Consider the following 20,199-nt stretch of genomic DNA (forward strand, 5'->3'; position numbering starts at 1 on the left):
GGTTGTTTTGCTGATGTTTTCCGACAAATTGCAGGCTGAACTCAATCAACAGATCAAAGAGGAGCTCTATTCTTCGCAAATCTATCTGGCCATGGCGGCCTATTGTGCTGATCAAGATCTCGATGGCTTTGCGAACTTTTTCAAAGTGCAAGCAGAGGAAGAGAAGTTTCATGCCATGAAGTTTTTTAACTTTATTAATGAAATGGGCGGCCGTGTCTTGATTACGGGCTTTCCTGATCCGCAGAATGAGTACGATTCGATTCTGGATGTCTATGAAAAAAGCTTGGCCCATGAGAAAATGGTAACCAAGCGGATTTATAAGCTTATGGATCTGGCCATGGACGAGCGGGAGCATGCTACGATCAGCTTTTTGAAGTGGTTTATTGATGAGCAAGTGGAAGAAGAAGCCATGTTCCAAGGTGTGATCAAGAAGCTGCGATTGATTGGGAAAGATGTGAATGCTCTTTATATGCTCGATAACGAGATGGCGCAGCGGACTTGGGTGCCGCCGGCGGAGTAGATTCGATATTTTGCTGAGCTGCAGCCGTTACGGGTGATTCTATGATATTGAATAAAGAAAACCGCAGAGAACGCAGAGGGTTTTTAGGCTCTAGATTGTAGCCTAAGACGCCAAGGATGAATAGATTGAATGCAATGTAAGCCTAGCTTTCATGCAGGAGTGGGTATAGGATGAGCACCAAAAAACGTAGCATTTATAATATTAAAGCGGTTCAACAAATGACGGGGGTGCCCGCTGGCACGTTGCGGATCTGGGAGCATCGTTATCAAGTGGTGCGGCCGGAGCGCAATCGCAATGGTTATCGTGTTTACTCTCAAGATGATGTACAAATGATTCGCTGGCTTTCACAGCAAGTCAAAAGCGGTCTAGCAATTGGACAAGCCGTCGAGATGTTGCGTCAACAGCAGGCACAGCAATCGGCGGCTTTGCCATCTCCTGTAGAAGATAAGGGCAACCACGTTCTTGGGGACCTTTGGTTGCGAGCCCTTCATGCTTTGAAAGCCTACGATGAAAGAGAAGCGACCCATGCTTTGGAAGAGGCTTTAAGCTTGTTCAGTGTAGAGCGGGTTGCTTTGGAATTTATGGTGCCTTTGATGGATGAGTTGCGTGGTTCTTATGAGCAAGCGGATCTGAGTCAAAGTCAGATGAATTTTGCCAATCATTTTGTCCGTAGTCGTTTGGCCATGGTCATAGGTGGACTTCCTTTTGGTGTAAATAGCTCACTGGTCTTAGCTACAAGTTTGCCAGGAGAAGTTCATGAGCAAGGGCTGATGATTTTTTCGATATTCTTGAGGCGGCGAGGCTTTCGGGTCATTCCTATTGGCAGTGATCTAAGTGCGGCTGAAGTAATGGATACAGTTCAAGAACTGCGACCAGCCTGCCTTGCTTTTGCAGTGGAAGAAGAGGAGGACCGTCAAGCAGAGGCTCTTCAAGCTCTTAAAGAAATAAAGAGTCAAGCTGATGAAGAGGCTATTCCCCTTCGCTTTGTCATACCCGGTCGTGGTCTTGTGGGCTTAGCGTCTTTAACGGAGGAGGAAGGAATCTCGGCGATCGGCATGGATTTAAAGCTGTGGGAGCGCTGGCTGGGGAGTACCCTCTTATCGTAAAGCGTTTCAGCGAGATAATGTAGCAATTGCTCATCTGTAATTTTTCAAGAAAAATTCATTTTTTCTGAAAAAAGTTCTTCTCTCTTCGCTATAGAGTTGTACAATAGACGTATACTTTTTCGCGAAAATGGATTCTATAGATAGAAGGTTGGAGATATCGGTTATGGGAGAAGAACAAGTCAAGTTACGAGAAGCTTTAGAATGGGCTGAATTTGGCCTGGGTGCTTTGATTTTGTGTCATGTCAAGTTGGAGCAAGGGCACTATGAGGAAGCCATGGATATTGTTACAGATATTGAAGAGCGGTTCTGGGATGTGAATGATGTTCTGGAGATTTTCGCCGATCAATTGCCGCCCAATCAGCTTATGTTGATCGGGGAAACATTGGCCGAGAGTTTTCGTTTTCTCAGTACGGCCTATGGGGAAGATGATACTTTGCAAGCGCTGCGGTATATGGAGATAAGTCTTTTGCCTATGTATCAGAAGTGGGAGGAAGAAGTGGAGCGCTGTGTGGTGCCTTTGGTGGCGAATTAGGAGTTTAGAAAAACGCAGAGACGCAGAGGGCGCGGAGGGTTTTTTATTAAGAAAACCACAGAGACACAGGGTGCACAGAGTGTTTTTTTTATAAGGATAAATAACTTGGTTTGTGAACTTTTATTTGTAGGTTGTTTTTGAACATAGTTCGGTCATTCTACATTGTGCTTATTTGGAATGACCGTTGAATTTAAAAAGATTTCATGGAGGCCTCGGTATGGAAGAAGTACCTGGGGTCTTTTTTTCATGCTTTTTTGTGCTTCTATGCAATTTTTCATAAACAACTTGTATTTTTTGCAGCTTGTACAAGGGGTGAGGAAGGGCTGTATAAAGGAAAAAAGTAAAAGAGCGCTAGTGAATTAAAGTGACAAGGTCTTCTTTTGGATCGCTTTCTCTTTCTTTTGGAACTGTCTAGAGGGGCTCATTGCGCTGAATAAGGCGGGCAATGAATGAAAGAATGCTGTCGATGTAATAAGTAAGCAATTCACAATAAGTAACCTGCTCGGACGGCCGCCGAGAGAGGGTGCTTGGGTGGATTGGGGTATCGGAATCAACAACATTACAGCATAGGCACGGCAAGGATGCTGGCCTAGGAAAAGATCAAGGAGGAAGATAAGAAATGATTATTAACAACAATATTCCAGCGATGAATACGTATCGTCAATTGGGCATTAACCAAGCAGGTGCGCAAAACTCAATGGAAAAACTATCCTCAGGTCTTCGTATTAACCGTGCTGGAGACGATGCAGCGGGCTTAGCAATTTCCGAAAAAATGCGTGGACAAATTCGTGGCTTAGACCAAGCAAGTCGTAATGCTCAAGACGGTATTTCTTTGATTCAAACTGCAGAAGGTGCGCTACAAGAGACTCATTCTATTTTGCAACGTATGCGTGAGTTAGCCGTACAGGCGTCGAATGATACAAATACTGACGTTGACCGCAATGAAATACAAAAAGAGATTAATCAATTGACCGATGAAATTGACCGTATTGCAAACACAACAGAGTTTAATACACAAAAACTATTAAATGGAGAAAAAGAAGGATTAAGATCAGCTGCAACAGGTACAGTTAATGTTCAAGCTAATACAAGTGCAACAATAACTGCTACAGCTGGAGATACAGATGATCTAGATGTAACAGATACTATCATTATAACTCGTGTAAGTAGTGGTTCGACAGATCTTAAAGACGACTTTGTCATTGGGAATCCATCAGGCGCTACCTTCTCATTAAATGATGCAGCTACGGAACTAACTGGTTTTGGCTCGGAACTTACATTAGCAGGGCTCACTGATATGGGAGTCGGAGATAGCTTTTCAATCAGTGTTAAAGCTAATGACGATGGCAATGATGACGCATCAAAAGCATTATCATTCCAAATTGGAGCCAATAGTGGTCAAAATATTTTAGTTGGTATTGATGATATGAGAGCGGAAGCATTGGGTGTTCGTAATGGTGGAGATGCATTAGATATATCTTCATTTGAAAAAGCAACAGCAGCAATTACAACAATAAATGATGCAATTGAAAGAGTTTCAGCTGAACGCTCTAAACTTGGTGCTACACAAAACCGTTTAGAACATACAATTGCTAATCTAGGCACATCCGCCGAAAATCTGCAAGCTGCTGAATCTCGTATCCGTGACGTAGATATGGCTCGCGAAGTCATGGATATGACCAAAAACAACATCCTCTCCCAAGCTTCTCAAGCCATGCTTGCCCAAGCTAACCAAGCTCCACAAGCAGTTCTACAACTCCTAGGCTAAGAACTCCTCAAAGAGTAATTCATTGATAAAAAAAATGAATCTCTAAAACGCAAAGAGAGCCAGAGAACATTCTTTCTCTGGCTCTCTTTGGCTTTACTCTTGAGGTGATGATTAAAATGATAATTAACAACAATATTGGAGCCATGAATGCCTATCGCTTGCTGAATCAAAATAACCTTTCAGGCAGCAAAGCCATGGAAAAGCTCTCATCAGGCTTACGAATTAACAGAGCCAGCGATGATGTAGCAGGGTTAGCCATATCAGAAAAAATGCGAGCCCAGATCAGGGGATTGAACCAATCTACAAGAAATGCGCAAGACGGGATTTCTATGATTCAGACGGCTGAAGGAGCCTTGGAGGAAAGTCATAATATTCTTCAGCGTATGAGAGAGCTGGCTGTTCAAGCAGCCAATGATACGAACACAGCAAGCGATCGTTCCGCCATACAAGCGGAAATCGACCAATTGACCAAGGACATAGACCGAATAGGAAATAATACAGAGTTTAATACGATTAAGCTTCTCAATAGAAACTCTGTATCACAAGCAGAAGCGGACGCTATAATATCTAACCTAAAAAAATGGTGGCTTAAAGAAGCAGAAGAGCTAGTTAAAGCAGGCTTTGGATTAGAAGCGAGTGACATCAACATGAAAGTCGAGATTTTTGATAATCCCTCTAATCCAGCGGCCGCATTGGTCGAAGCATCTTTCCAATCTGCCCCGGGGAATACAATAGGTACACCAGACATTACAGGTCAAGGCTCAAACCTAACGCTTAAAATTAATCTCGCTCATTCCAGACCAGTAAATGGTTCTTCTGACGGCGGATCGGGACCGCAATATATTAGCCGTGTAATGGCTCATGAAATGGTACATGCTGTTATGATGACAACCATGAACTTTGGCGATTTGCCTATATGGTTTAATGAAGGAACAGCAGAATTTATTCATGGCGCTGATGAAAGATTAAAAAATAGTATTTATCTTGCAGGTGGAGGCTTAGGCGCAACTCATCTAGATGCTGGTGTGTCTGCTGTTGTAAATAACATAGGCAGTGGGAACTATAATGATTGGAATGGAACCTCTATAGATTACTCCACTGCTTACCTAGCCGTGCGATACCTTGATTGGCAAATTCGAGGCACTCAAGATGGGGGAAGGATCAGTGGGGGCACGAATGCAGATAACGATGGAATCAAAGCAGTAATGGATTATTTAAAAAACAATCCAACTCATAACTTAGACAGCGCCTTATCTGCATTACATAGTGCCAATAAAATTAGTTTTTCAAGTACAGCAGAATGGATAAATGCCTTCAAAAGCGACATTAACACTTTTGCTAACATGGAAAGTCAAGCAGGCATTCAATTAAATATGAATGTAGTGAACGGACAATTTGCCCCTGAAACGGATACTGGTTCCATCATAGGATCTGACGTAACAGGTATTTCAGGTAACGCAAAAACAGCAGAAACCATTCTTCCTCAAACAGACGGAACCAATGCAACGGAAGTCGATCAACCACTAAGCGGCTTTACTATAGCCTGGCCTTCCACATCAGAACTACAGAATAACAGTGATCTGAAGATACAAATAGGAGCCAATACTGGGCAAAACATGGCACTTCGCTTTGGTGATATGAGATCGACCGCACTTGGAATATCCAATGCAGGAAGTGGCTTAGACTTATCTAGTCATACAAAAGCCTCTAAAGCTATTACAAAGTATGAACAGGCCATTAGCTTCGTTTCATCAGAAAGAAGCAAGCTAGGCTCTTATCAAAACAGATTAGAACATACCATTAGAAATTTAGAAAACACAGCGGAAAATCTACAGGCATCAGAATCAGCGATTAGAGATGTAGACATGGCCAAAGAAATGATTGCTTTTACGAAAATGAACATTTTACATCAAGCAGCGCAGGCCATGCTAAGTCAAGCCAATATGCATCCTCAAAGTGTATTGCAATTATTAACGTAAGAAAAACGCTATAATAGCTCTACCTATCCAGAACTATTATAGCGTTTCTTAAGATTTTATAATAATAAAGAGCTATAGAAATGAATTTACTTCGGCAAGGATGTGAATGAATGGGAAGACAATTTTTAGCCGAATGCAAAAGCTGTGGTGAGAACTTTGAAGTTCGAGAAGGTGGAGGAAGAGACTTTTTTCTTTTGCATTGCGATAGCTGTGGTCAAGAGAAAGCAATACAAATAGAAGAAATCATGAAAAGAATTCCCCTAGATAACACAAGCTTATCGATAGAAGAAAAAATTGAAAAATACGCTGGTCGTTGTTGTGTAGGACATTACAGAATTAACGCTAAGTCCCGTTGTCCGAAATGCAATTCCGATCAATATAGTATCAGTGGTGATGAAAAAACAAGAATTGCTTTCTACGATTGACTTTTTAGCATGACCAAAAACAACATTCAGCAAATCCCCGACACCCACAACTCAACACAACGATGGGTCACTACATCAAGAAGCTGAAACCCTGTCTTTTTAAAATCTACATACGTAACCATAAGCATGCATGCAAATAATCCCTACCAATCCCCCTTCCTCGCCTCCTCCCCAACACCTCCAGGAGGTAAAAAATGATCATAAACCACAACGCAGCCTCTTCAAACACCCTAACCCAGATAACGAAAAACACCAAAAAACTATCCGTGAACATGCAAAGGCTATCATCGGGACTACGTATCAATACAGCAGCCGATGATGCAGCGGGGTTAACCATTTCTAAAAAAATGAGGGGGCAAATTCGAGGACTGCAACAGGCTGACAGAAATATTCTTGATGGAATCTCACTGATTCAGACCGCCGAAGCAGCGCTTGCCCAAATCCAGAATCCTCAATTACAACGAATGAGAGAATTAATCATTCAAGCCAAAAACGACACTCTAACGACAGATGATAGACAGTTGATTCAACAAGAGATAGAGCAAATCAAAGAAAGTATCGATGATATTGCCAACAATACGGAGTTTAATGGCATAAAACTACTCAACGGTTCAAACCCCTATGCAACAGAAGCAGGCGAAAAGGTTTCGCATAAAATCACCAATGTCCTATCTAGTCATCCTGTTGGTGCTACTGGAAATTTTCAATTTGCTACAAATGAAGGTTATCCAACCACTTCTCTAGATAACAACCAAAGGCTTGTTTTTGGAAGTGGTGGTACTTCCCATCCCAGTGTAAGAATCGATGGTGAAAGTTATCCCTTGAGAAGTTACGTGCAACAGCAGACGCAAGTAGTAAATGGCATCCACTCAACCGTTTATAACGTGAACAATGTAGAAATCACACAATCCGTACGAATCGTAGGCCAGTACAACGATAAGTATGAAATAAGCTACAACATAAAAAATAAGTCAGACAGTCCCAAGGAAATTGGATTTCAGTTCCACGTTGATACAATGCTAGGAAATGACGATCATGCCCCTTTTGTCGTAAATGGCTCGATCATACATAATGAAACAATGTATACAGGCAGTGATATCCCTACAGATTTTGTCGTATACAATCAAACCACAGGTAGCGGCAGCAATGCGGAGTTTCAAGCCCATGGCATCTTAAAAACCATGGGTGAGTTTATTGTTCATGAAGAACCATCAAAATTTGCCATCGGTCATTACAACCGAGTAAGCAGTTGGGATTTTTCACCGAGTGGGACCGTTGGTGATAGTGGCTATAGTGTTTATTGGAATGAGAGGGTCATAGAAAGTGGAAGCTCTTTTGTTGTTAACACTTTTTACGGACAATCGGTTCCTCCGACGGTAACACCGCCTTCTTTGGAAGAAGAAGATTTTTATGACATCATTCTCCAAATAGGCCCTAATGAACCGGATCAATACAGGATAAGACTTGTAGATGCTCGAGCGGAAGCGCTAGGCATTCACGATATTTCCGTAGATCCCAAGGATGAAGCGGCACGAGCACTTCTCAAGCTCGATGCAGCTATTACCAAAGTGTCAACAGCTCGCTCTCTCTTTGGCTCTTCTCAGAATCGATTAGAATACATCACCAAGAACGCAAGCAATTATGGGCTGAACCTAACGGAAGCAGAATCTCGTATCAGTGATGCCGATCTGGCCGAGGAAGTGGTAGATTTCACAAGAAGGAACATTCAGAACCAAGCATCGCAAGCCATGTTAGCGCAAGCGCATCAACAGCCCCAAAGTATTTTACAATTACTTCGCTAAGCTCGTATTCCTAACAACCAACAACCTTTTTCTCTAGCAAAATAGCCTACCATGCAAAACTAAAAAAAATCCAAAGGGGTGCAATCATGTCTATCAAAAACTGCAAGCGCTGCTATAAAATCTTCGCAAGCAACAGAAACGAACAAACACTGTGCCCCCAATGCAATCAAAAAGATAGTGAAGAATTCACCACCATACGCAATTACCTCTACAAATACCCCGGCGCATCCTTGATTGACATCGTTCATGGTACCGGCATATCAGAAGTTAAAGTAATTCGCTTCATTGAAGAAGGACGGCTATCAAGAAGTTAAATCGAAAGGACAAAGGTAAAAATGTTTGTAAATGCAAGCGCCTTGCCAATGTTCTTACACAATAAAATAAACCGCAATCAAACAGACTTACAAAAAAGTCTCCAAAGAATTAGCAAAGGGATGCGAATCAGCAGCGCTTCCGATGATGCCGCCGGACTGGCCATTAGCCAAAAAATGTTGGCCTTGGCAAAAGGCAGCCGTCAAGCCATTCGCAATGTACAAGATGCCATCTCCCTTGTTCAAGTTGCAGATGGTGCAATGGATGAAATGTCAACGATGGTGCAACGGATGCGCGAACTATCTGTAAAAGCGGCCAATGCTACGAACACAGCCGCAGATAGGAATATCATGCAAGATGAAATAAACCAATTAAAGAAAGAATTACACAATATTGTTGTGAACACCAAATTCAATACGATAAACCTACTTTCCAATAAAGAAGTAGACACATATAGCTATGAAAATCGCCTTGCCTCAAAGACAAGCCAACTTACCAGTGACTCTATAGACTCTCCCGTTCATGCTCAACGGAATCACCTAGGTTATAATCAGCTTAATTATCACTTTCATACACGGACCATCAGTTTTTCTACAGAACCTTTACAAGTAAACAGGGTTAACAGAGAATCTATCGCTGTGGTTGGTTCAACAGTAATAGAACATCTTCCAAGATGGTCTAGCGATGGCCAATGGATCGTCTTCAATTCCACGAGAGATGGGGGTCAATACGCTCTTCCTGCAGATTTATCGGAAAGAGATCCACAAGTAAAGCCCCCTGGAGTAACAACAGTAGCCCCTACAAGGATAAGCAGCAATGAGTTAATGCGATTAAGAGTTTCCGGCTCTACTTTGCTTTTAGAGACAAGAGTCTCTCTAGAAGAAGACTGGGAAACATTGAGAGAGTACAGTGACTACAACTATAATCGGGACTTTCACAATGGCTTTGCTTTTTCGCCTGTTGTTGATGAAGAAGGCAATACATCTTTCGTCTACTCTGATAGCAATGGAAACTTAAAAAAAGTGGACGTGAACATCAACAGCAGAAGCGTAACCCAGGAAGCCTATGATATCATTCCGAACTCCGATCGGTTACACCTTCCGCCTCTCCATAATACCATCACACTTTCTACAAGGCCTGATCTCTATCGAATGAACAGTTCTACAGCATCGTTACGCATTTACAAAGTCAATGATGAAGGCGCCCGGGAACTTCTCTACTGGGATGGAACAGGAGCAGAACCTCTTGCAGGTTACTACACCGTCTCTAACAATGCCATTACCTTTCATAATGATGCTATCATCGGCGCAGAAGAGATAGATGATGCACAGGATTTTTATCGTTTTTTTTATGTTGGTGATGGGACACAAAACGATGTTTATACTGTTTCGATTCCCTCTAATGCAGAAATCTACAACATGCATGGTCAAGAAGGACCTCGTTCGTTAAAAATAGAAGTGGGCAACACCACAGTCTCAAGAGATCAACTTTTAGCAGAAAGGCCTGCTGATCCCGAAGGAACGACAGGTGTTTTTGTTGATGCTCAAAACAATCGAGTAGAATTTTATGGCGATCTACGCCCTGCTTATCATCAAGATGTATCAATCAGTTACTTTACCGATACAGACGGTCAAAATGGAGTTCCGACCTTTACTCTTTTTTCTAATATCGATACGTATAACCTCGATGATTCTGATTTAAGTAGCAACCGCTCCCTCCGAGTCTTCATCAAGGAAACAGAAATATCTCTCGTTTCAGAGCAAAATCATGAGAACAGCGGCTTCTATTATGACCAAGCAAGCGGTCGAATTCATTTCTATGGTGACGCTCGCCCGGACCTTCACGATGATGATCCCACTGTTAGAATTCGCTATGTTAGAGATTATTCTTCATCCAACACGACTTCAGAAGTCTATGGATTGCCTTTGAATTCAACGCATCGTCCAGAAATCTATAACTTAGACAATGAAGAGACGCCAAAATCAATTCGCGTCTTTCGCAATATAACCGAAGAAATCCCCTACTCTAATGTCGATGGTTTTCAATACAATCAAAGCACCAACACCATCGAATTCTACGGCACAAGCAGACCCAACACAGGCGACAGTTATAGAGTCTTTTTCGTTCAAGCGACGGGAGGTCTTAGCCAAGATGAACTGGTAGAAATCCCTCTTACTCATCGCCCTGAAACATACGGCATAACAGATCCGACAAATCCATCTACCTTTCGAGTGCTTGTTGATAATCAAGAAGTGTACTATGATGAAACAAAACAAAATGGCTTCTTTTACAACAGTCAAACAAACCGCATTGAACTCTATGGAAGCGCTCGACCAGATGCAAATCCTTCATTTACGCCTGATGTACGAGTCTATTATGCCTATGAAAGTCCTGCTGTCATTGTAGGAAACGATAGCTATGACTTTCGACTTCAGCCAACAACGCTTCACTACGGAGTCGATGATTCTTCAGAGCCTAGGGCCCTGCGTGTTTATTACCAAGGAACAGAAGTGCCCTATGATCCTGATCAGGGCTTTACCTACAATCCAGATACCAATCTCTTATCCCTACATGGAGAATTTCGACCGAACGCGCAAGATAATGCGGGAGATTACTGGGTTTACTCTATCCAGGAGAGTGCATTGCAACGTTCCATTCCTCAAAATGCTCAGATCTACAAAGTAATCGTAAATGGCAGTGAAATAGAAGAAGCATCTTCAGCAGCTGGTGATGGTTACTATTACAACGGTCAACTTGTTCAAATTGTTGGACAGGCTAGACCGAATATAATGAATACAACAAACCAAGTACGACTTGAAGTGAAATATTATGACTCTATCGATATCGAGCTTGATAACAGCAAACCGCTACATCTTTACTACAACTACTGTTTTTCTGAAAACGACAGCTACGGCACCCTAGAAATTGATCCAGAGCAATTGGTTGTTCGGTTAAATGGAGTCTTATTAGAACCCGAACAGTTTTCTTTGCAAGGTAGCCAGATTGTTTTAGACAGAGAGAAAGTAGCGCTTACCCTAGGAAGCAATCGTATTGATGTGGAGTATCGTGTCCGCCATATAGAGAGTTACAAACCTAACGAATTCACTTTCCAAGTCGGTGCCCAGACGGGTCAGTCTCTTCACCTTGCTATCTCTTCCTTTGAAGAGATGTTACAACATACAGACGCTGTCTGCGTGTTAACGCCTGAATATGCATCCCAGGCAATTCCCTATGCAGACAGAGCTCTTCAGTTTATTAGCGAAGAGCGAGGGAAAATAGGCGCTACACAAAATCGACTAGAAGCGATTTCGTCGTTCTTAACGGTTACAGAAGAAAATACCAGGACCTCCCTTAGCCGAATTCAAGATGCTGATATAGCGAGAGAAACAATCAATCTTGTCCGGTTAAAGATATTGTCAGATGCGCAGCTTGTAATGGTAACCCACGTTCAAGATGCTCATGAAGGGATCTTGGCCTTGTTACGATAAATCTTGGAGGAAGTTTCTTCACTACAAGGCTTCAACATAGCTCCCCAAAAAAGCACTAAAAAAGAGCAGGAAATACTTTCAAAGCGTAGAACTTCCCAATTAACTAGACCTCTAAGAATAGGGAGGCCTTTGAATGAGTATTTTTACATCGATTAAAATAGAGAACTTCACAGTTTTTGAAAGCACTGATCTAACGTTCTCACCAGGAATTAATATTTTTATTGGGAAAAATGGCACGGGAAAAACGCACCTGTTAAAGGTGCTTTATTCAGCAGGTAGCATTGCTGGAAAGAATGAAGATTTTTCAGACAAACTGATACGCAATTTTTTACCAATGGATCGCAGGTTAGGCAGGTTAGCCCGAAGAAAAAAAGGTTCAACAACGACGCAGCTTGAAATTAAAGGAAACCAAGGAAGCCAACTCAATATTAAATTTACGAATCATTCCAAAACAGCCCCCGCTGAAGAAGAAAGTAGAGAGTGGAAAGAGAAAAAAATTAGTACAGCCTATATTCCAGTGAAAGAGATGCTTGCCAATGCACCGGGCTTTCGTTCTTTATACGCCACTCGAGAAATTTTTTTCGAAGAAATATACGCAGACATTATTGATCGCGCCTATCTTCCCTTAAAGAGAGGTCCTTTAGAAGAAGTACGAGAAAAGCTTCTTTCAAAAATCGAAACAGTTATGGAAGGAAAAGTTCAGGCAAAAGGTGAGACTTTTTTCTTAAAGAATAAACAAGGAGAGTTAGAGTTCACACTTTTGGCAGAAGGTTTTAGAAAGCTTTCTTTGTTATGGCTATTGATACAAAATGGGACGATTTTTAAAGATTCAGTTCTTTTCTGGGATGAGCCTGAAGCAAACCTCAATCCCCAATTGGTTCAAGTGATTGTAGAGATTATGCTTGAACTTCATCGTACCGGTGTTCAGATATTTTTAGCGACTCACAATTATGTCATCCTAAAGGAATTCTCTCTTCAGCAGCAAAAAGAAGACCAATTGCGTTATTACGCCCTCTATAAAAACGATGAAAATGACAGTGTACAAGTGTCAACATCTGACGATTACGGGATGATAGAAAATTCTATTCTAGATACTTATCAGGCATAGTTCACGGAGGGCTTACCTGTATCGTGTCACGAATTAAAGATCCTGCATAAGGGGTCTTTTTTCTATATATATAGGGTGCAAGCCAACAACCACAAGCATCTAGAAAAAAATCCCAAGATTAAAATTGAAGAACAAAAGATAATCTGGTAAAATTATCGTAAGAATAATCGATTGTAGTCGCATTACAAGGGTGGAAAGAACCTCGGAGCGTAGAAGAGATAGATGATCAAAACTCTCAGGGGGAACAACAATATGATTTCAAAAATAAGCTTACGCAACTTCAAAAACTTCAAACAAGCCGACCTCGATATGGGCAAGGTAACTACTCTGCTAGGAACGAACGCTTCTGGCAAAAGCAATATAAGAGATGCTTTTCGTTTTTTACACGGTCTCTCTAGAGGATATAACCTAGCTGAAATTCTAGGTCAAAAATGGGTAGATGGGATATTTCAGTGGAGTGGAATTCGCGGAGGAACTCGCGAAACAGCCTTTCTTAATAGTAAAACTTTTAGCTTATCTGCGCACTTCGATTTAGAAGAAGAAAAAGAAAGGTTCAATATCAAATACACGATAGAAGTAGAGCCTTTATATGGTGATAATATACCACGAGTTATTTATGAGTCCCTTAGTTGCAATCAAGAAACCATCTATGAATCAACAGGAGAAAATTCTGCCGATGCCTTTCAACTGCCTGTTAAAGTAATAACTGGAGGAAGATATAGAAGAGGTCACAGGGAGAGCTGCGTATCCAATCAACCTGCTTTAACACAGTTGTTGAGCAAAATTAACCATAGGAGAGATACTAAGGGACTCTATGCACAGAAAGTAATTACAAAAACAATAGCAGCCTTAAAACAGATGCAGTTTTTTGATTTTAGCCCAGAAGCTATGAAAAAACCTTCCATACCAGGACAAACCACTTTAAGTGACCGAGGAGATAACTTATCTTCTGTGATGCAAGCAATATGCAAAGAAGAGATCCAAAAGAAAAAATTACTGGAATGGCTTAATGAATTAACACCCATGGATGCTGTAGATTTTGAATTTCCCTTACAATTAGATGGAAAAACATTGATAACACTTGTAGAAAAGAATGGCAATAAAGTATCGGCTCATAGCGCTTCTGACGGTACTTTGCGTTTTTTAGCTATAATTACAGCTCTTTTTCAAAGCAATCAAGCAAAAATATACTTTTTTGAAGAAATTGAAAATGGGATTCATCCCACTAGACTACAATTACTTCTCCAACTTATGGAAGGAGAGGCTCGGCATAGAAAGATTCAGCTTATAACAACAACTCATTCGCCTCAATTGTTACGTTTGCTAAGTAAAGATAGTTTAGACTATGCATCTCTTGTATACCGACTTCCTTATCAAAATCACGGGAAGATAAAAAAAATCAAAGATATTTTTGAGCAAGGTCTAGACTCAGATGAAAACCAAGATATTGCGAACCTAATGGAGTCTGGATGGCTTGAGGATGTTGTGTACTTCAATGATTCGGAGGAGAATTAGATGAATGTTTTAATTATTCCGGAAGATTTCAGGAAAGATCAATATATTCTCCAACCGATTATTAATGCTATGTTTGAAGGCATGGGAAAAAAAGCTAAAATACGAGTTTGTCAAGAACCCTTACTAGGTGGAATCAGCCAGGCAACTAAAACTGAAAACATTGCAAAGATCCTCAAGAAGTACAAAGGAATGGTTGACTTATTTCTCTTATGCGTAGATCGAGATGGTAAGCAACATCGCAAACAACGACTAGAAGAGCTCGAACATTTTGCGTCAACTCTATTGGCTGAAAAAGCCTTTTTTATTGCAGAAAATGCATGGCAAGAACTAGAGGTGTGGATTTTAGCTGGCCATACAATGCCATCTCAGTGGCGTTGGAAAGATATACGCAACGAAACGAATCCGAAAGAAATGTACTACTTACCTTTTGCAAAGCAATGTAAGCTCTTAGACTCACCTGGAGAAGGTAGAAAAATACTCGCAGCTGAAGCAGCAAGAAATTATAACCGTATTGCAAAACTCTGTCCTGAAGATATAGGAGCATTAGAGAACAGAATTAGAGCTGTGATATAAACTGTCTACATATTTGGAACAGGACGTATGGTAACACAATAAAGAAGAAGTCGTCCTATGGCATAATACGTCTATATCATAGGGACCGCCAACCGACGAGGTAGTCGCTATACGGCAGAGGACTTGCATAGACTACATAACAGGTCAGATGTAATCACTCCATAATCAATGGCGCCCTAACCTATCGAAAAGATCCTGCATAAGGGGTCTTTTTTCGCTTCTATCAGCCCTCTAAAAAATAAACCTCCACAAAATCCCTTTCAGGAAAAAAATAATGCTAAACTTTTTTCCCGAATCACCCGATATAAATAAAAAGATAGGCATTAAAGGGGACGATGTTACGCTAGGGAGGGCGAAAAGATGGATGTTTCAAGGATTAAAAAAATCGACATCCCCATCATAGACAATCGCACGCAGAAAGTAAGCCCAGATCAAGGGACCGCCATAGATCCGATGAGAAACGCAACGATGAAAAAAATGACAACGAACAATGTTGCAACCAACAGTTTTGCTAGAATGAACAACTTTGAAAACAAAGCCGAATTCTTAAAAGAAGAACCTATCGATGAAGAACAATTGAAAAACTCCGTCGAGGAAACGAACAAAGCTCTGTCTTCGTTAAATACATCGTTGCAGTTTTCCATTCATGAAGGGACAGACCGCATGATGGTGAGGGTCATCGACATGAAAGATCACAGTGTCATTAAAGAGTTGCCACCACGAGAGTACTTAGACATGGTAGCGAGAATTCGCGACATGATAGGAATTTTTCTTGATACCCGAGCATAGGGGGGATTAGGTATGACCATTCGTTTCGGAGGCATCGCCTCAGGCCTTGACACAGAAAGCATGATCAAAGAAATGATGCGTGCGCACCGAATGCGAGCCGATAAGATTTTCCATGAAAAGACACGAACAGAATGGCGAAAAGCAGAATACAACAGCTTACGCAATGACATATTGAACTTTCGGAATAAGCTATTTGATAACTTTCAAGTTAATTCTAGTAAGTTTAATCCGAAGAGTGTTATTTCTTCTAATACGTCGATTTTGACGGCCACGGCGAGTACTGAAGCTGGGAATGTGACGAATCGGGTTGAAGTGAAGAGTTTGGCTAGTGGGGTTAATTTGGCGAGTGGTAGTGAGATTAGTAAAAAAGATGATCAAGGAAATATCAACAGAAGTAATCTAGCAGCGCAGCTTGGGCTAAATTTATCTGGAACTGATCTTCGAACAAAGCAAGTTGGTGACGATGAAAATGTAAAATACTTCACAATGAATATCAACGGCAAAGAAATCGAAGTAATGCCGGAAAAAGATACTATGCAGGACTTAGTTAGAAAAATCAATAGAGCTGATGCTGGCGTACATGCTGTCTATGATATGAATCATGATCGCTTTTTCTTGCGGACTACAGGTACTGGAGAAGAAGCTAAAATCAGATTTGATATTCCGACACAGAAACCATCGGAGAACGGTGAGGAGCTTGTTAATAAATTACCAGGAACAATTACAGCAGAACGAAGTGCTGTAACAAATCTTTTTAATGCCTTATTAAATCCAAAGGGAAACGATGGGGAACCTGTTTTACATTTTAATGAAGAAGGCGAAGAGCAGGGAGTTGGGTGGTTTATTACAAAAGGTACCACCACTGAACTTAAAGGCAAAAACGCCGAAATCTCCGTCAACGGCATCAAGTTCGAAGGCGCCACCAACAACATCTCCGTCGCTGGCATCACCTACAACCTCCAAAGCCTAACGCCTGATAACGAGCCTATCACCATCACCATCAACAACGACATCAACAAAGCCGTAGATACAGTCAAAGAATTTGTCGATTTATACAACAGCCTGGTCGGCACCATTCAAGATAAGCTGAAAGAACCCTTCCATCGCGATTTTCACCCGCTCACCGATGAGCAAAAAAGAGAGATGAGCGATAGAGAAGTTGAACAATGGGAAGAAAAAGCAAGAAGCGGCATGCTACGCAACGATGCTGGCTTAAGTCGCTTTCTATCTAACTTGCGTCTAGATATCTCCAACCCCATTGAAGGCTTATCCGAAGATTCTCAATACAAATCCCTCGCTTCCATCGGCGTCACCACAGGGCAATGGTCGAGTGGCGCAGTCCTCGAGATAAACGAAAACAAACTTCGAGAAGCCCTAGCCAACGACCCCGATGTGCTTAACAAGCTCTTTCGCGGCGATGATGGCATGATCAGTCGCTTGCGAGAAAGAGCCCTTGACATGACGGACAGAACTCGAGGCTACTTATACAACCTAGCAGGCACAACAGACGAAGCCGACCCCAACAGTTCCCTCGGCAGACGTTTGAACAACTTTGAAAGACAGCTTGCCGACTTTGAACGACGCATGAAAATGGTGGAAGACCGCTACTGGAAACAGTTCACAGCCATGGAAAAAGCCATGGACCAAATGAATAATCAAAGCAATTGGCTCATGATGCAATTTATGAACCCCAATGGCTAATCGAAAATGAATCGTAATTTTTAAGGAGGCTTCATAATGAGCGGAAGTTATGGTGCATACAAAACCAATTCCCCTACGGGAACGTATGCCGTCAACCATCGACCTATAAAAATCAACAACCCCACGATGCCCAAGCCGGTTTCATCGGGGCAGACGGCTTCTTCAGGATCCGACACACCTTCGCCAAATCCATCAGCACCACCGGCCGCCGCCAAGCCTGCTAGTACCTATCAGACCCAGCAAGTTCTCACCCGTCCCAAAGAAGAATTGCCATTGCTGCTTTACGGTGGTGCCATCCGTTTTATCAATCAGAGCATTCAAGCGATTGAAAAAGGGAACCAGCAAGAAGCTCATAACAGCAATTTGCGTGCCCAGGACATCGTAACAGAACTGCGCTCAACCTTGGACATGAACATCGAAGTCTCAAAAAGCCTCTCCGCGCTCTATGAGTACATCCAATATCGCCTTGTCCAAGGCAATATCCAAAAAGATATAGCCCAACTCGAAGAAGCGCGCACCATGTTTGAAGAAATGCGCGACACCTGGGCACAAGCTGTGAAAATTGCCCGTAAAGAACGAGGTGTCGTTAATGAATAAAGCTCTGTACGACAGCGAAGGATACCCGCTTCGTTCAGAGAAAGAATTATGGCACGATTACCTCTTCCTGACCAAAGAGATTCACAAAAGTCTCGACGGTCAGGAAGGGGAAATGCTCCTAGAACTACTGAATCAACGAGAAGAGCTGCAAAAAAGAATCGAAGCAGAACAAGAAAAGATTGTACAGCAAGATCCCGCCACACCATTTTTCCTAAAAACAGAAGAAGGAAAGAAATTTTTCTACGATATTAAAGCCTTGAACGATCAGATCACCATAAAACTGCGACAACAAAGCAATAAACTCCAACAACATAACGAAGTATCCCGCGCCTACGAAGGTGCCAACGTTTCCATGGCAGGAATGCATATGGACCGACAGCGCTAGCGAAAAATCAGCCAATTAACAAGCCACTTCTTACTGATAGAACTATCTACGTCTAATGTCAACATGGGTAATGACAGACTACAGGTAGACCAGGAGAAGGGGCTTTTTTTTATAACTTGTGAAAGATGAAACTTTTTCAAGATTGTAGTATAATATAGAAAATAACATTCACAAAGTTGCAACAAAGGATCGAAGCAATAGCAAACGCAATGGCATGATGGATACCCCTATATAAAATTTTAAATAGATAGAGAAGGTTGGATGTTTTTAATATAGGAGAGGAGGGGTTCTTATGCTCAATCGTGTTGGTCATAGAATCTACAACAATCCTTACTGGGATCCTCGTTTGTCTACCATTGCAATCGGTTCTCCGATTCAGGCTGTCTCCGCAATCACGAAAACAGTGCCTATCATTGATCCACCGCGTTATCCTTTCAGTCCAACGGAAGATCAAGGTAGCAAACCTTCAATTCCCTGGTCTCCGCCTACGTCAACTTCTTCAAAACAAACGGTAGATCCGAGAAAAAACGAAACAATGCTTGATGGGAAAAGCTTAGCGATAGACTACCATGAGCTTCAAGAAGTGATTGCGGAGCAGATGGAAGAAGAAACAGTGACTGATCATGGAAGTGGATCTATTCATCAGAAGATGCATCAATATATGTTTTTTATTGATAACGGAGCAATTGAGCCTCCCCACCAAGGAGAGGCTGGGAAATATTTAAACTTTTTCATTTAGAGGCGCAGGCCTCTTTTTTTTGTGTCTTTTGTGTTTTTTCCAAGGTCTTTTTCTTTCTAAGGTTAGTCATGTCAAAAAGATCTTTTTTCTGTAAAGTTTTTCGCTCTTTCCTACGATACCTATAACAAGTGAATTTTGCAGAGGAAAGGAGCTGGTTGTATGTCAATTACAGCAAGTGGTATGGGTAGAACCGGTTATGACCCGATGCAACAATACAATCGCAATCAAGCCAATCAAGGCAAAACTGAGGGTAAAGCACTAGTCAAAGAAAGAGCTGCGCAGGGAAAAGAAGGGACGCCTTCTGCCACGACAGAGACCAAAGCTCTTACTGATAAAGCTGACAAAGTAGAGTTAGGAGGGCAGGAGCTTTCATCGGTGACGTATAAGCCCGACTGGGGAGAGATTCAACGTCTGAAAGCGGCAACAGAGCAGCGAATGGCGAAGCTGATCGAAACGGTTCGCCAACTGGTAGAAAGCCAGGGCATGCGCTTTATGGGGCTGGAAAAAGTGCAGTGGGACAAGATCGAAGTGCCTGATGAAGTGCGTGCGCAAGCGGCCGCCGACATTGCCGACGATGGTCCTTTTGGCGCTCCAAAAGTAGCCGATACGATCATTCAGTTTGCTGTAGCCATATCAGGGGGCGATCCGGAAAAAGTGCCTTTGCTACGGCGAGCGGTAGAAGGTGGATTCAACCAAGCCAAAAGGATGTTAGGCGAACTTCCAGAAGTATCGAAAAGGACGCATGCACTGATCATGGAAGCTTTTGACGAATGGGAAAAAACAGGGCAGGTTCCGCAGCGATCAGAGAACTTTAAGAAGCCATAGCACCGGCTCCTTTTTCATACTTTCTATGCAAAGTC

General features: G+C 42.0%; 18 protein-coding genes. All 18 read left to right on the forward strand.

Annotation, left to right across the window (positions count from 1 at the left end; translation table 11 throughout):
- Positions 1-13 precede the first annotated feature (13 nt).
- The 18 genes from FTV88_RS06065 (at position 14) to FTV88_RS06150 (ending at position 20,164) form a co-directional block, all read left to right on the forward strand.
- The gene (locus FTV88_RS06065; RefSeq protein WP_153724849.1) at positions 14-520 is read left to right on the forward strand and encodes a ferritin; all 507 of its coding nucleotides are present in this window, start codon (positions 14-16) and stop codon (positions 518-520) included.
- Between the two features lie 170 nt (positions 521-690).
- On the forward strand, positions 691-1,626 hold the full coding sequence (locus FTV88_RS06070; protein WP_153724850.1) for a MerR family transcriptional regulator: 936 nt from the start codon (positions 691-693) through the stop codon (positions 1,624-1,626).
- 163 nt (positions 1,627-1,789) lie between these two features.
- Positions 1,790-2,158 carry a DUF8042 domain-containing protein gene (locus tag FTV88_RS06075; RefSeq protein ID WP_153724851.1) on the forward strand — a complete coding sequence of 123 codons (369 nt, stop codon included), beginning with the start codon at positions 1,790-1,792 and terminating at the stop codon, positions 2,156-2,158.
- A gap of 619 nt (positions 2,159-2,777) precedes the next feature.
- On the forward strand, positions 2,778-3,926 hold the full coding sequence (locus FTV88_RS06080; protein ID WP_153724852.1) for a flagellin N-terminal helical domain-containing protein: 1,149 nt from the start codon (positions 2,778-2,780) through the stop codon (positions 3,924-3,926).
- Between the two features lie 116 nt (positions 3,927-4,042).
- The gene (locus tag FTV88_RS06085) at positions 4,043-5,905 is read left to right on the forward strand and encodes a flagellinolysin (RefSeq protein ID WP_153724853.1); all 1,863 of its coding nucleotides are present in this window, start codon (positions 4,043-4,045) and stop codon (positions 5,903-5,905) included.
- Between the two features lie 110 nt (positions 5,906-6,015).
- Positions 6,016-6,330, forward strand: a complete 315-nt coding sequence (locus FTV88_RS06090) for a hypothetical protein (protein WP_153724854.1) — start codon at positions 6,016-6,018, stop codon at positions 6,328-6,330.
- A gap of 194 nt (positions 6,331-6,524) precedes the next feature.
- Positions 6,525-8,132 (forward strand): flagellin family protein, encoded by a 1,608-nt coding sequence (locus FTV88_RS06095; protein WP_153724855.1) that lies wholly within the window; start codon positions 6,525-6,527, stop codon positions 8,130-8,132.
- An 86-nt stretch (positions 8,133-8,218) separates the two neighbouring features.
- Positions 8,219-8,446: a hypothetical protein gene (locus FTV88_RS06100; protein ID WP_153724856.1), complete on the forward strand. Its 228-nt coding sequence runs from the start codon at positions 8,219-8,221 to the stop codon at positions 8,444-8,446.
- A gap of 21 nt (positions 8,447-8,467) precedes the next feature.
- Entirely contained in the window at positions 8,468-11,932 is a 3,465-nt protein-coding gene (locus FTV88_RS06105) for a flagellin N-terminal helical domain-containing protein (RefSeq protein WP_153724857.1), read from the forward strand.
- Positions 11,933-12,065: 133 nt separating this feature from the next.
- On the forward strand, positions 12,066-13,040 hold the full coding sequence (locus FTV88_RS06110) for an AAA family ATPase (RefSeq protein ID WP_153724858.1): 975 nt from the start codon (positions 12,066-12,068) through the stop codon (positions 13,038-13,040).
- Positions 13,041-13,292: 252 nt separating this feature from the next.
- Positions 13,293-14,555, forward strand: coding sequence for an AAA family ATPase (locus tag FTV88_RS06115; RefSeq protein ID WP_162007925.1), 1,263 nt, complete (start codon positions 13,293-13,295; stop codon positions 14,553-14,555).
- Positions 14,556-15,128 (forward strand): hypothetical protein, encoded by a 573-nt coding sequence (locus FTV88_RS06120; protein ID WP_153724860.1) that lies wholly within the window; start codon positions 14,556-14,558, stop codon positions 15,126-15,128.
- Positions 15,129-15,488: 360 nt separating this feature from the next.
- Positions 15,489-15,917, forward strand: a complete 429-nt coding sequence (locus tag FTV88_RS06125) for a flagellar protein FlaG (RefSeq protein ID WP_153724861.1) — start codon at positions 15,489-15,491, stop codon at positions 15,915-15,917.
- Between the two features lie 12 nt (positions 15,918-15,929).
- A complete protein-coding gene (gene fliD / locus FTV88_RS06130; RefSeq protein WP_153724862.1) occupies positions 15,930-17,618 on the forward strand; it encodes a flagellar filament capping protein FliD in 1,689 nt (562 codons plus the stop codon).
- A gap of 36 nt (positions 17,619-17,654) precedes the next feature.
- Entirely contained in the window at positions 17,655-18,215 is a 561-nt protein-coding gene (fliS, locus tag FTV88_RS06135) for a flagellar export chaperone FliS (RefSeq protein WP_243137372.1), read from the forward strand.
- Positions 18,208-18,600: a hypothetical protein gene (locus FTV88_RS06140; protein WP_153724863.1), complete on the forward strand. Its 393-nt coding sequence runs from the start codon at positions 18,208-18,210 to the stop codon at positions 18,598-18,600. The genes fliS and FTV88_RS06140 overlap by 8 nt, the downstream gene beginning before the upstream one ends.
- A 292-nt stretch (positions 18,601-18,892) precedes the next feature.
- Positions 18,893-19,339: a hypothetical protein gene (locus tag FTV88_RS06145; protein ID WP_153724864.1), complete on the forward strand. Its 447-nt coding sequence runs from the start codon at positions 18,893-18,895 to the stop codon at positions 19,337-19,339.
- Positions 19,340-19,498: 159 nt separating this feature from the next.
- Positions 19,499-20,164, forward strand: a complete 666-nt coding sequence (locus FTV88_RS06150; RefSeq protein WP_153724865.1) for a hypothetical protein — start codon at positions 19,499-19,501, stop codon at positions 20,162-20,164.
- The last annotated feature ends 35 nt before the right edge of the window (positions 20,165-20,199 follow it).

This window comes from Heliorestis convoluta (genome assembly GCF_009649955.1).
Lineage (GTDB): Bacteria > Bacillota > Desulfitobacteriia > Heliobacteriales > Heliobacteriaceae > Heliorestis > Heliorestis convoluta.